Here is a 14,076-nt window from a genome sequence, read left to right on the forward strand (position 1 = left end):
TAAAAAAATTTACACCATATAAGTGATATAAGAGATTTTAAGTTTTATGTTGAATTGCTTTGTCATTTAATCTCGCAAAGGCGCAGAGTCGCAAAGTTTTATTTATAGCTACAGATTAAAAAGATTATTTCACGCAGATTCTGCAGATTTAAGCAGATTTAATTTAGAAATGATCTGCGTAAATCTGCTTAAATCTTTTTAAATCTGCGTGAAACAAAAACTTTGCGCCTCTGCGACTTTGCGAGAGATATTATGCGCAAAGCCTAAAAAAACCTTTGAACCTTGCTCCCGAAGCCTCGGGACTGTGCCTCTGAACCTTTAAAAGAAATTTTCTTACCTTTAACTCAAATAACCAAAGCCATGAAAAAAACCATCTTACTTTTATTATTTGTTACTACTTTTCTAAATGCACAAAACGCGGAAAAAGAAAAAGTCAACAAAACACTCGATGCCTGGCACAAAGCGGCCGCCGATGTGAAATTTGATGACTATTTTAATGCAATGACGGAAGATGCGATTTTCATTGGGACGGATGCTACAGAAAACTGGATCAAACCAGACTTTCAAATCTGGGCGAAACCTTTTTTCAAAAGTGGCAAAACATGGAATTTCACCGCATTGGAACGTCATATCTTTTTTGACAAAACCGGAAATGTTGCCTGGTTTGATGAATTGCTGAATACGCAAATGAAAATTTGTCGCGGTTCTGGTGTTTTGGTGAAAGTGGGAAAAGAATGGAAAATTCAGCATTATGTTTTATCAATGACCGTTCCGAATGATGAAGTTAGTGCGGCAATTAAAATAAAAGCGCCAATCGAAGACGCTTTGATTGATAAGCTTAAGAAAAAATAAAACAATTTTTAAGTTTCTTCTTATAATCCTAACTTTTCTAGGGCTTTACAAAAAACAATAGCAATTTAATTATAATACAATTGACAATATTAGCCTGAATTTAGAAGCTCAAAATAACATTGTCTCAAAAAAACAACCCGAATTTTACAATATTGACTAAAATAAAAACTTAGCCTCTATTTTTACAGCCCTCAAAATCAAAATCTTTATTTTTTTTTAACTTTGACCCCAAAAAAAATAGGGTTCAATAAAGTATTTGAAAAATGAAAATAGAAAGACGCTGGATCATTTCCTTTATTATTATAAGTTTAGTTTGTATTACGGGTGCATTTTGGCCAACAGTTACGGAGAACAATTATGTTTTATCAGAATTTGGCACTATCGATCAAATTGTTCCTGCCGACGTTGCCTGGATGTTAACTTCATGTTGTCTCGTTTTAATCATGACGCCGGGATTATCGTTTTTCTATGGCGGAATGGTAGGCAAGAAAAATGTCATTTCTACCATGTTGCAAAGTTTCATCTGTCTGGGCGTTGTAACACTTTTATGGGTTACGGTTGGTTTTAGTCTGGCTTTTGGAGATCCTGTAGGTTTTGGATCTGGAGAACATTTTTACAGCTTCTTCGGGAATCCGACCACTTTTGCCTTTATGGATTACGTTAATATTTTACCACATAAAAAATTAGCGAGCACGATTCCGTTTATGCTTTTTGCTTTGTTCCAAATGAAATTTGCCATTATTGCTCCGGCTATTATTACGGGTTCATTTGCAGAGCGCGTTCGTTTTATCTCCTATTTAATTTTCATCAGTTTATTTACCATTTTCATATACGCTCCTTTGTGTCATGCCGTTTGGTATCCGACCGGAGTTTTAGGAAGTTATTTTGGCGTTAAAGATTTCGCCGGAGGAACTGTAGTACACATGAGTTCAGGATTCGCTGCGCTTGCCGGAGTTATCGTTTTAGGAAAAAGAAAAAACAGTGATCATATACCAACCAATATTCCGTTTGTATTATTAGGAACGGGAATGCTTTGGTTTGGCTGGTTCGGATTCAACGCTGGTTCTGCACTTGCAGCCAACGGAACTGCCGCAATGGCTTTTGCAACCACAACCACTTCATCGGCAGCAGCCATGTTAACCTGGGTTTTCTTTGACCGAATGAACGGCAGAAAAGTTTCGGCTTTAGGTGCTTGTATTGGTGCTGTAGTAGGTTTAGTTGCCATTACTCCTGCTGCAGGATATGTATCAGTACCTGAAAGTATGTTCTTTGGATTCGTTACCGCTTTGGTTTCAAACTCTGTTGTAAACTGTCGTTTCTCAAAAAGATTTGATGATACGCTGGACGTTTTTGCCTGTCACGGTGTTGGCGGAATTATGGGAATGATTCTGACTGCTATTTTTGCTCACGGTGAAGACGCGAGCTTGTTACACGGAGGATGGAATGTTTTTGGACATCATATGATGGCGTTGGTACTGGTTTCTATTTTTACTTTCTTCGGAGCTTATTTCCTATTCAAAGTAACGAACTTTATAATCCCACTAAGAGTTTCAGAAGAATCAGAACACATCGGATTGGATTTATCACAACACGATGAAACACTTGATCCAAAATCAAAACCCATTACGGAACCTCATTACGGGTAAAAAAATAAGTTTGCCACGACCCGACCAAAGGGAACAGGCGAAGCAATTTCACTAATTTCCACTAATTTTTTTCAATCCTACCGATTAAATTAATTTGTGGTAATTTGTGTAATTTGTGGTTAAAAAAAAGATCCACAATGTAAAATTTTGTGGCAAAAAATTTTAAACCACAATCACTACACGACGAAACTTTAGATCCCAAATCAAAAGCAATAGCAGAACCGTATTACTGGGAAAAAATATTGAAAAAGGTTTACCACGACCCGACCAAAGGGAACAGGCGAAGCAATTACACTAATTTTTACTAATTTTTTTTCAATCATTCCGATTAAATTAATTTGTGGAAATTCGTGAAATTCGTGGCAAAAAAAAGATCTGAAATATGAAAATTCGTGGCAAAAAATTTTAAACCCTAATTACGCTACATTCATTCGTTTATATTCCTTAATTTTGCTGAAAATTTTTGTAAAAGTGGGAAGTAAAAATAAACTAAAAAGATTCAGAGAAAACGAAACATTTCAAAACGTTTTTCAACCAACCAGAGAAGAAGTTGTAGGCGATTTAATGCCTTTAAAAGGAAAATGGAATTCTGATTTCTTTAAAAATGACAATCCATTAGTTTTAGAATTAGGATGTGGAAAAGGAGAATATTCTGTTGGATTAGCAGAAAGATATCCCAACAAAAATTTTATCGGAATCGATATTAAAGGAGCCCGTTTCTGGAGAGGTGCCAAAACTGCTGTTGAAACTGGTCTTCATAATGTTGCTTTTATTCGAACTCAAATCGAATTGATCAATCATATTTTTGCTGATAATGAAGTAGACGAAATCTGGATTACTTTTCCGGATCCGCAAATCAAATACAAAAGGACAAAACACAGAATGACGAATTCTGAGTTTTTGAAATTATATAAAAAAATCCTTAAAAAAGACGGTGTCGTAAACCTTAAAACCGACAGCGAATTCATGCACGGTTATACCCTTGGATTGCTTCATGGTGAAGGCCACGAAGTTTTGTATGCAAATCATAATGTTTACACAAATGAAGGAAGTCCGGAAGAAGTAACTGCTTTTCAGACCTTTTATGAAAAACAATATTTAGAAATTAACAAGGCAATTACGTATATTCGTTTCAAAATTAAAGACTAATTTATTTTTTGAAACCAACTTTCTAACCGATTTTATTACTGAATGGCATTACTTACTCCATTACTTTCAGGTTTTATTGCCGCTTTCATTGGGATTATTCCACCTGGTTTAATCAACATGACCGCAGCAAAAGTAAATTTGAAAGAAGGAAAAAAGAATGCTTTGTGGTTTGTTGCCGGTGCGCTTTTGGTTATTTTTTTTCAGGTTTATGTGGCACTTTTATTTGCACATGTTATTGATAATCGCCCTGATGTTGTAACGTTGCTGCGCGAAGTAGGATTTGTAATTTTTTCAATCTTGACGATATACTTTTTATTTATTGCTAAAGAACCGAAAACCAAAAAGAAATCAAAAATCAAAAAGAGCAGTAAAAAAAGTCGTTTCTTTTTAGGAATGCTGCTTTCAGGCTTAAACTTTTTCCCGATTCCCTATTATGTGTTGGTAAGTGTTACTTTAGCATCTTACCATCTTTTCGTGTTTGAAAACAATATCATTTTTACTTTTGTAATGGGTTCTGTTTTGGGTTCGTTTGCTGCTTTGTACAGTTATATTGGCTTCTTCGGAAAAATAGAAAAGAAAACCGATTACCTAATGCGCAACATGAATACTATTATTGGAAGCATTACGGGGTTAGTTGCTGTGGTTACTCTTTTCAATATTTTGAATTACTATTTTGGGTAAAGATTAGTTTGCCACGAATTTCACTAATCTCCACGAATTAATTTTATTTTTACATTCATATAAATAAGTGCTAAAAAAAAGTTTCTCCAGATTTAACGCAATACAATAATTCGTGAAATTCGTGGCAAAAATAACTATGGCTGAAGATAATTTTTTTGAAAGAGTTTATGAGATCGCCAGACAAATTCCGTACGGGAAAGTAACTTCTTATGGTGCTATTGCAAAGGCCTTAGGAACCGCTCGCTCTGCCCGTATGGTGGGCTGGGCGATGAACGCCTGTCATAATAGGGATGATGTTCCGGCGCACAGAGTCGTAAACCGAAAAGGACTTCTAACCGGAAAACATCATTTTGACGGAACCAATTTAATGCAGCAACTTCTCGAAAGCGAAGGCATTGAAGTCGTGAACAATCAAATTATTGATTTGGAAAAACACTTTTGGCAACCGGAAATTTCCACCATATAAGTGATATAAGTTCATTTTAGAGCTTCCTGCAAGGTTTTCAAAACCTTGTAGGTTTACATTCCTTTTCATCATCAAATAACATACCTACAAGGTTTTGAAAACCTTGCAGGAAAGAAAAAAACCTAAATTAAACAAATAACAAAGCTCGTTTTATCTTCATCAGTTTGATAGCTTAAGTATCCTCCATGGGCTTCGATGATGTTTTTTGAGAGTGTTAAACCAATTCCGGCACCGTCTTTTCTGGTGGTGAAAAAAGGCAGAAAAACTTTGTCCCGAATCTCAGAATCGATACCTTTTCCGTTATCCGAAATCGTGATGAAAAAACGATTGTTTTCGGTATAACTGGATAGAAACATTTTCTTTTCCTGTTTTTCTTTTAAAGCATAAATACTATTCGTAATCAAATTGATAATCACCTGCTCCATTTGATTTTTATCAATCAAAATTGAACGCGAACTATTTATTTCATTGATCAATTCAATATTCTCCGCTTTTAAAATCGGACTCATGATTCGGAGGCAATCATCGAAAAGTGCGTTTATTGGCGTCATTACTTTTGTTGGAGTTGGAAGCATGGCCAACTTTCTGTAATTCTCCACAAAAACCTGAATATGGTCACTCCTATTTATAATGGTAGAAATACTGCTTTTGATGTCGTCAAAATCATCTTCTTCCAATTTTTCCTGATCGACAATCTGGAGTAAATTCTGCGAAAGCGCACGAATTGGAGTTAAGGAATTCATTAATTCATGGGAGATAATTTTCATCAAATTGATCCAGGCTTCTTTTTCCTTTTTCTCAATCACACGCTGAATACTGTCTAATAAAATAATGAAATATTCTTTGTTATACGTTTTGGTAAGCGATGTTTGGAGCATAAAAGTCTGCAGATCCTGCTCTTCAATTTTAATCGAAATCGCCGATTTTAATTCGGCAAAATCAGACTTTTCGATTTCATTACAAAGTGATGGCAAATAGTTTTTTAAGTAACTCCAATGACTCACTTTTGGCACTTTGAATAAATTGGAGAAACAATCATTCATTAAAAAGATATTCCACTCGTCATTTTCTTTTTCTAAAATTAAAGCGCCGGTATCGATACTATTTAAGATAGATTGATATACTAATTCCTTTGAGGTTTGCTCCTGCTGCTGGATTTTTAAAGCTTCGTATAAAAGATATAAACTTTTGAAATTGTCTTTTTTATTCTCTTCCGGAAAATTGGTCGAAAAGTCTTTTTGAAGCATAGAGAGCAAAGTTCTGTCATAAAACAGCAATTGGTTTTTGACATAAAAATACATTTCAAATAACATTACAACCGCAAAAAGCCCGACCAAAATGGCGTTGTAATAAAACATTTTATAAATTAGAAAAACGCAAAAGAAAAAGAGCGCCATAACAAACAAGACTCTCACAAATAAGGCGTTATAAAACTTCCAATTTTTCATTTATTTTTTCTTAATAATGTTTAAAATTTAACCGCAAAGGTCGCTACACAAAGCTTTGCGAACTTAATAATCTCAATTACAAACACAACGAAAAAAATACTTTGCGTGCTTTGCGGTAAAATCAACACCCTGACTAAGTATTCTTCAAGTCGTATTTCTCAATTCTTCTGTACAAAGCGGCTCTTGACAAACCTAATTCCTCAGCAGTTTTGCTGATGTTTCCGTGGTGTTTGAATAAGGCTTTTTCGATGGCTGTTTTTTCCATTTCAGATAACGGATTTTCGTCGTTTTGCTGAATATCTTCAAAATCCAGAATATCTAAGTCGTGAACCGTAATTGTATTATTGTCGGCTAAAATCAAAGCGCGCTCGATCTTGTTTTCCATTTCGCGGACATTTCCTTTCCATGGATATTTTTCTAAATACGGACCTGCATTTTCTTCAAATTGCCATCCCGAAGCTTCGGGACCATGATTGTATTTTTCAGCAATCTGATCGAGGATAAAATTGGCCATCGGAACAATATCATCTTTTCGTTCTCTCAAGGATGGCAAATGAATTTCCATTGTATTGATTCGGTACAGCAAATCTTCACGGAAGGTTTTGCTTTTTACCTCAGCCTTAATATCGCTGTTTGTAGCCGAAATAATTCGGACATTTAAAGGTCTTGGCTTGCTTTCACCCAAACGTGTAACGGTTTTTGTTTGTAAAACGTGTAATAATTTGGCTTGCAAATGAAGCGGAATATTCCCAATTTCATCGAGAAAAATAGTGCCATTTGAAGCCATTTCGAATCTTCCGGGAGTATCAGTTTTGGCATCGGTAAAAGCACCTTTTGCGTAGCCAAAAAGTTCACTTTCAAATAAATTATCACTCAAAGAACCCAAATCAACATGCACAAAAGGCTGTTTTTTTCGTTCAGAATGTTGATGGATAAACTCCGCAAAAACATATTTTCCGGTTCCGTTTTCGCCTAAAATCAAAACGTTGGCATCAGTTTTCGCTACTCTTTCAGCAATAGAATAGGCTTGTTTTATTTTTTGGGAAGTTCCGACGAAATATCTTTTTTCGGTTTTTTCGATTACCGGTTTTTTGCTATTTTTTCTGCTTTCGGCGACAGCCTTATCAATCGTTTCCAGTAATTTTTCGTTGTGCCAGGGTTTCAAAACATAATCAAAAGCACCTATTTTTATTCCTTCAACAGCTGTTTCAATTTTACCAAACGCTGTCATTAAAATCACAATGGTTTGAGGCGAAAGTGTTTTAATTTCTTTCAGCCAATGAATTCCTTCGCGTCCGTCTTCAAAACCAATTCGGTAATTCATGTCCAATAAAACCACATTTATCTCATTTTCACTTAAAAGAGAAATGATTTTTTTGGGATTGTTTGTCGTAAAAATAGTTTCAAAATGCTTTTTGAGAATCATTTTTGCCGAAAAAAGAATTTCTTCCTGATCGTCAACAATTAATATTTGGGCTAGTTTTTTTCGCATCTGTCTTTTTTTGTCCGATTTTGAACGGTCAACTGTTCATTATCGAACACTCCTTTTTTTGAATGGTTTATAAGGCTTCTTTAAAATCAAGGCCTTACAAATAATAAATTTTGTGGCACAATATTTACCTATTGGTAATCAACAAATTATTTATAAAATGGACAAGGTAATTCCTCGTAAAAATAGAAAATTTAGATATCTCACAATAGCAATTGGAGTTTTTTTAGTTTTGGCTGTCATCATCTTTTTTTCATTTAACACCAAAAGAAGTTTAAATGTAAAAGCAGAAGAACTATCAATTCAAAAAATCGAAAAAGCCTTTTTTGAAGATTTTGTGGTTTTTCAGGCTAAAGTTGAACCTTTGAACGTGATGCTTGTAAATGTTACAGAAGGAGGATCTGTAAAAGAGATTTTTGTTGAAAACGGCGCCATGGTTACACAAGGACAATCACTGGCTCGTTTGTACAACCCCAACACAGAATTGAATTATCTGACTCAGGAAACAGCCATTATTGAGCAAATCAATAATTTGAATACAGGAAAACTAAACATTAGAAATCAGGAATTGAATTTAAATAAAGATTTAGTTTTGATCGAACACGATTATAACGATGCCAAAAGATTATACGATATGAATGCGAGATTGTACGAGAAAGAAGTAATCTCGAAAAACGACTGGAACACGTTTAAGGAAAGTTTACGTTTTCAGGAAGAACGCAAAAGAACGATTCAACAAAGTATTCAGAAAGAAAAACAAACCAATCAGGTTCAGATTTCTCAAATCAACCGTTCGATTCAGACGATGGAAAAAAGTTTGGATATTTTAAGAAACAACAAAAAGAACTTTTTGATTACTGCGCCGGAAACTGGTCGATTAACTTCATTTGAACCTGTTTTAGGAAAAACATTCCAGGCAGGAGAAAGCATCGGAAAAATCGATTCGAAAAAAGGTTACAAATTGGCTGCCGATGTTGATGAGTTTTATTTGGAAAAAGTTCGCGAAGGCTTAAAAGGTCAGGTTGAATTTAAAGGAAAAACATTAGAAGTTTTAGTAACTAAAGTAATTCCGGAAGTAAAAAGCGGGCACTTTACAGTTGAATTGGCTTTCACTTCTAAAGAAGAAATCGTTCTACAAGACGGACTTAGTTTTGGCGTAAAACTGATTTTATCAGAGAAAAACAAAACATTAGTGGTTCCAAAAGGAAGCTTCAATCAGGAAACGGCCGGAAAATGGATTTTTGTGGTAAAAGGAAATAAAGCCGAAAGAAGAAACATCAAATTAGGCAGAGAAAATCCTTCATACTATGAAATTCTGGAAGGCTTAAAAGAAGGCGAATCTGTGATTACATCCTCTTATACAGATTATAAAGATGTAGAAGAATTGTCTATTAGTTCTCAGTAGCAGTTTTCAGTCACAGTTTTCAGCATGCAATTAAAAAAAGTTCGCCACGAATTTTTACATTCTAAGTAAAAAAATAATTAGCGGAAATTAGTGTAATTCGTGGCAAAAAAATAGAAGTTTCAATCATCAATCAAAATCATCAATCAAAAAACGAATAATAACATTTAACACCTTAAGCATTATGATAACAATTCAAAATTTAACCAAAGTTTTTAGAACCGAAGAAGTAGAAACATCAGCATTAAGCAGTATTTCTTTAGAAATTAAAAAAGGTGATTTTTTAACTATCATGGGGCCTTCAGGTTGTGGAAAATCGACTTTATTGAATATCATCGGGCTTTTGGACAGCGCTACCGATGGAAGTTATAAATTATTAGATCAGGAAATGATTGGCCTAAAAGAAAAAGGAAGAGCCGCGGTTCGTAAAGAAAATATCGGATTCATTTTCCAAAATTTCAACCTAATCGACGAGCTTTCTGTTTACGACAATATCGAATTGCCTTTGCTTTACAACAATGTAAAAGCATCAGACAGAAAACAAAAAATTGAGGCTATTGCTGAGAAATTGAATATCTCTCACCGCTTAAAACATTATCCGCAACAGCTTTCAGGAGGTCAACAACAAAGAGTTGCCGTTGCAAGAGCTTTGGTAAATGATCCGAAAATCATTTTGGCCGATGAGCCAACCGGAAATCTGGACAGTAAAAACGGTAATGAAGTAATGGAACTTTTAACTGATTTGCACGCTAAAGGTGCGACAATTTTGATGGTAACCCACTCTGATTATGATGCTTCGTTTTCTCAAAAAACGATACATATGAAAGATGGCGTAATATTCTCTGAACGATTAAATCAGAGAAATGTAGATGTTTTTATGGACGCTAAATAATTTCAAAATGATAAAATTTATTGTAACCGCAATCACAATCCTAATTGGATTGGTTTGCCAAATATTAGCAATGATCTAAAAAATCTAATGGGTCCAAAAACCTTTTAGACTTTATAAAAAAACTAACAACTATAAAAGATACACCATGATTTTTAACTGGTTTAAAATATTTATTTATCATTTAAAGCAAAGCAAACTGTTTTCGTTTTTAAATGTTTTGGGATTAAGCATTGGGGTTGCCGGTGTGATTTTCGCAATATTATATTGGAACAATGAAAACGCTTATGATCAATGGAATCCTGAAAAAGAAAACACTTATCAGGTGCTGAACAAAATAGGAATGACGGGCAATACCTGGGCATCCAATTCAATTCCCTTTGGAGAAACCTGCAAAGCCACAATTCCTGAAATTGAATCTGTTTGTTTTTTTAACAATACCTGGTATGACAATGCTCCAATAAAATTCCAGAACAAAAAAATAATGGCGGACAAAATCACTGTTGCCGACAATGGCTTTTTTGATGTTTTTCCATTTCCAATTGTACAAGGAGCCAAAACTAATATCCTGAAAGAAGACAACAGTGTTGCAATCTCTGAAGAAACGGCGAAATTGCTCTTTAACAATCAGGACCCAATTGGTCAGTCGATCAATTATAGCAATAAATTTTATACTGTAAAATCGGTTTATCGTTTAATGAAACCGTCTTCTATACAACCTAACTACGTTTTTGGAGGTGTTCAACGCGAAGGCGACAAAACGAGTTGGGGAAACTTTAATTATGGCATGATGATTAAAGCCAAAAAAGGTACTGATCCTGTTGCCCTTTTAAAGAAGATGCAGAATGTAAACTTTGTCAACAGAACAGCTAAAGACGCAAAAGAAAGTGGTCAGACTGTAGCACAATATGTTAAGGAAAATGGCGAAACGACAGTTATAATAGATCAATTACAAACGGCCCGTTTGCATGGAACAAAATCTTCTCAGGGAATTAATTTTCCGGAAGGAAGAGGTAATTTGCAATTGCTTTACATCATGGTTGGTTTGTCTATTTTGATTCTGGTTTTATCTCTGGTAAATTACATTAACCTGGCTACAGCCTCAGCTATAAAACGCGCAAAAGAGGTTGGTGTGCGTAAAATTGTGGGCGCCACAAAAGGCCAGATTACAACGCAGTTTATCTTTGAAACATCCATAATTGTTATTCTATCGATAATATTCGCTTTGGCAATTGTTGAGCTTTCCCTGCCTTATTATAACAACTTTTTGAAGAAAACTTTAACCATGAATGGTGGTGAATTTTACCTGCAGCTCATTTTTATATTTGGATTAGTAATTGTTCTTGCGGGTATTTTCCCTGCTGTTTATATCTCCAATTTTGAAACATTAAAAGTTCTAAAAGGTAATTTTTCCCGAAGCAAAAGCGGAATCTGGATCCGAAATTCCATGTTGATTTTTCAGTTTGGAATTGCTGCCTTTTTTATCATTGGTGCCTTAATTGTAAATTCGCAGGTTGATTATATGATGAACAAGGAACTTGGTTTTAATGGTGATCAGGTATTAAGGATTCAGTTTAATACTCCTGAACGAAAACAAAGAACAGACCAATACCTGACGATGAAACAAGAAATCAGGAAAATTTCAGGAGTTCAGGAAATTTCTACTTTTGCAGGAACTTTTGGAAACAGTACCAATTCGAGTTCAGGGTTCACACACAATGGTATTGTCGTTCAACCAAGAAATGTTGAAATGGATTTTGGTTTTCTTGAAATGATGAAAATCAAAATTGTTCAGGGTCGTGATTTATCTCCTGAGTTTGCTTCAGATACGGTTAGTAATATGCTGATGAACGAAACTTTGGTAAAAACTTTAAACCTTAAAAACCCAATAAACACAGTAATAACATCTGGTTGGGGAGACGAAGGCGGAGAAAATTTAAAATTTAAAATCGTGGGTGTTGTAAAAGATTTTCATATTACAGGGCTTCAGGACAAAGTTCCGCCTATGGTTTTTGTCAACCTTAAAACTTTAAAGTGGAATAACTTTAATAATGTTTACATAAAAGTTTCTCCCAATAATTTAAGCGAAACTTTAGCAAAACTTAAAAGCTACTGGGAGAAAAATGTAAATCCGGATTATCCTTTTGACTATGAATTTGTAAATAAAGGTTTTGCTAAAACCTATCAGGAACAGGTGAAACAAAAAGATTTGTTTTTTATCTTAAATCTTGTTGTTATCGTGATTGCCATTTTTGGATTATTTGCTTTGGCATCATTTTCGATGGAAAGAAGATTAAAAGAAATTGCGATCAGAAAAACTTTAGGCGCAGAAACAGATATTCTGCTTAAAGAATTATCAAAACAATATGTGATTTTTTGTTTGATGGGATTTGCAATCGGAATTGTTCCTGCCTATATTTTGTTACAAAAATGGCTGGAGAATTTCGCTTTCAGAATCAATGTTTCAATAGTTCCTTTTAGCATTGCGTTAGTTTCTTTATTAGTTTTGACTTTAATGATTGTTTTGGCAAAAGCCTATCAGGTAACCAAAATAGACATTTTAAAATATTTAAAATACGAATAGACTTGTAGACCATTTTTTTTAAGAAACCCGTCAGATTTAGTAAATCTGACGGGTTTCTTTTCTTAGAAAACTAAGTTGTCAGACTTCATAATTTTTATTTGCTGGCCTAAAAAGCGCAATAGTATCATTTTGAATAATTTCGATATCGATAAATACGATTCAAAAAGGGCAGAAATCCAAACATAATCTGTTATCTTTGCAGTCTGAAACGAGTTTAAATAAACATAGTGTTTAAATACGTTTCACCAATAGAAACACCTACATTAAAAATGAAATTAGATAGAAAAGAAATTCTTAAAGCTCTGGAAACAATTACCATAGCCGGAGAAGGAAAAAATATGGTTGAAAGTGGTGCTGTTGCCAATGTTATTACTTTTGGTGATGAAGTTGTCGTAGATTTACTATTACACACACCGGCAATGCACATTAAAAAAAGAGCTGAAGATGATATCAAAAAAACAATTCATAAATTGGTATCTCCTGAAGCTAAAGTTAAAGTAAACATCAAGGTAGAAGCGAAGGAAAATCCTAATGAAATAAAAGGAAAAGCCATTCCGGGAATCAAAAATATTATTGCCGTTGCTTCTGGAAAAGGTGGTGTGGGAAAATCAACTGTTACCGCAAATCTTGCCGTAACACTTGCCAAAATGGGTTTTTCAGTTGGAGTTTTAGACGCTGATATTTACGGGCCTTCGATGCCAATTATGTTTGACGTTGAAAATGAAAAACCAATTTCTATTACCGTTGACGGAAAATCAAAAATGAAACCAATTGAAAGTTTTGAAGTCAAAATACTTTCTATCGGATTCTTTACAGCACCAAGTCAGGCAGTAATCTGGAGAGGTCCTATGGCTGCAAAAGCGCTAAATCAAATGATCTTTGATGCAGATTGGGGAGAATTGGATTTCATGCTAATCGATTTACCTCCCGGAACCGGAGACATTCACCTTTCGATTATGCAATCATTGCCAATTACCGGAGCTGTAGTTGTAAGTACACCTCAGGCCGTGGCTCTTGCCGATGCTAAAAAAGGAGTTTCGATGTTTATGCAGGACAATATTAATGTTCCTGTTTTGGGAATTATTGAAAATATGGCGTACTTTACACCAGAAGAATTACCTGACAATAAATACTATATCTTTGGACAGGAAGGAGCTAAAAATCTTGCAGAAGATTTAGATGTTCCATTCTTAGGAGAAGTGCCAATTGTACAGTCAATACGTGAAGCAGGAGATTACGGTCGCCCGGCAGCTTTGCAGACAGCCTCTGTAATTGAAACTATTTTTGAAGAAATTACCAGAAATGTGGTACAGGAAGTAGTAAACAGAAACGATAGTTTACCTGCAACAGAAGCCATTAAAATTACAACAATGGCTGGATGTTCAGCGGTTAAAAAGAATTAGATAATTGAGATAATGAGAAAATTAGAAAATGTGCCAATTAGAAAATTATCTAATTATCTCATTTTCT

Annotated in this window: 11 protein-coding genes; 9 read left to right on the forward strand and 2 right to left on the reverse strand. The window is 34.7% G+C overall.

What is annotated here, in order from left to right:
* Positions 1 to 360 precede the first annotated feature (360 nt).
* The 5 genes from IHE43_RS00960 to IHE43_RS00980 all read left to right on the forward strand — a co-directional run bounded on the left by IHE43_RS00960 (position 361) and on the right by IHE43_RS00980 (position 4,794).
* Positions 361 to 852 (forward strand): nuclear transport factor 2 family protein, encoded by a 492-nt coding sequence (locus IHE43_RS00960; RefSeq protein ID WP_192186264.1) that lies wholly within the window; start codon positions 361 to 363, stop codon positions 850 to 852.
* Between the two features lie 263 nt (positions 853 to 1,115).
* On the forward strand, positions 1,116 to 2,498 hold the full coding sequence (locus tag IHE43_RS00965) for an ammonium transporter (RefSeq protein ID WP_192186265.1): 1,383 nt from the start codon (positions 1,116 to 1,118) through the stop codon (positions 2,496 to 2,498).
* 471 nt (positions 2,499 to 2,969) lie between these two features.
* Complete coding sequence (gene trmB / locus IHE43_RS00970; protein ID WP_192188129.1) at positions 2,970 to 3,647, forward strand: tRNA (guanosine(46)-N7)-methyltransferase TrmB; 678 nt, start codon at positions 2,970 to 2,972, stop codon at positions 3,645 to 3,647.
* Positions 3,648 to 3,689: 42 nt separating this feature from the next.
* On the forward strand, positions 3,690 to 4,328 hold the full coding sequence (locus IHE43_RS00975) for a LysE family transporter (protein ID WP_192186266.1): 639 nt from the start codon (positions 3,690 to 3,692) through the stop codon (positions 4,326 to 4,328).
* A gap of 136 nt (positions 4,329 to 4,464) precedes the next feature.
* The gene (locus IHE43_RS00980) at positions 4,465 to 4,794 is read left to right on the forward strand and encodes an MGMT family protein (protein WP_192186267.1); all 330 of its coding nucleotides are present in this window, start codon (positions 4,465 to 4,467) and stop codon (positions 4,792 to 4,794) included.
* A 122-nt stretch (positions 4,795 to 4,916) separates the two neighbouring features.
* Here IHE43_RS00980 and IHE43_RS00985 read toward each other — a convergent pair whose 3' ends face one another.
* Complete coding sequence (locus IHE43_RS00985; protein ID WP_192186268.1) at positions 4,917 to 6,242, reverse strand: PAS domain-containing sensor histidine kinase; 1,326 nt, start codon at positions 6,240 to 6,242, stop codon at positions 4,917 to 4,919.
* A gap of 133 nt (positions 6,243 to 6,375) precedes the next feature.
* Complete coding sequence (locus IHE43_RS00990) at positions 6,376 to 7,734, reverse strand: sigma-54 dependent transcriptional regulator (protein ID WP_192186269.1); 1,359 nt, start codon at positions 7,732 to 7,734, stop codon at positions 6,376 to 6,378.
* 157 nt (positions 7,735 to 7,891) lie between these two features.
* Here IHE43_RS00990 and IHE43_RS00995 point away from each other — a divergent pair, with 157 nt between their 5' ends.
* The 4 genes from IHE43_RS00995 (at position 7,892) to IHE43_RS01010 (ending at position 14,009) form a co-directional block, all read left to right on the forward strand.
* The gene (locus IHE43_RS00995; protein WP_192188130.1) at positions 7,892 to 9,136 is read left to right on the forward strand and encodes an efflux RND transporter periplasmic adaptor subunit; all 1,245 of its coding nucleotides are present in this window, start codon (positions 7,892 to 7,894) and stop codon (positions 9,134 to 9,136) included.
* A 181-nt stretch (positions 9,137 to 9,317) separates the two neighbouring features.
* Positions 9,318 to 10,025, forward strand: a complete 708-nt coding sequence (locus IHE43_RS01000) for an ABC transporter ATP-binding protein (protein WP_192186270.1) — start codon at positions 9,318 to 9,320, stop codon at positions 10,023 to 10,025.
* Positions 10,026 to 10,170: 145 nt separating this feature from the next.
* On the forward strand, positions 10,171 to 12,606 hold the full coding sequence (locus tag IHE43_RS01005) for an ABC transporter permease (protein WP_192186271.1): 2,436 nt from the start codon (positions 10,171 to 10,173) through the stop codon (positions 12,604 to 12,606).
* A gap of 269 nt (positions 12,607 to 12,875) precedes the next feature.
* Entirely contained in the window at positions 12,876 to 14,009 is a 1,134-nt protein-coding gene (locus IHE43_RS01010) for an Mrp/NBP35 family ATP-binding protein (RefSeq protein ID WP_192186272.1), read from the forward strand.
* The last annotated feature ends 67 nt before the right edge of the window (positions 14,010 to 14,076 follow it).

Source organism: Flavobacterium sp. MDT1-60 (assembly GCF_014844035.1).
Classification (GTDB): Bacteria; Bacteroidota; Bacteroidia; order Flavobacteriales; family Flavobacteriaceae; genus Flavobacterium.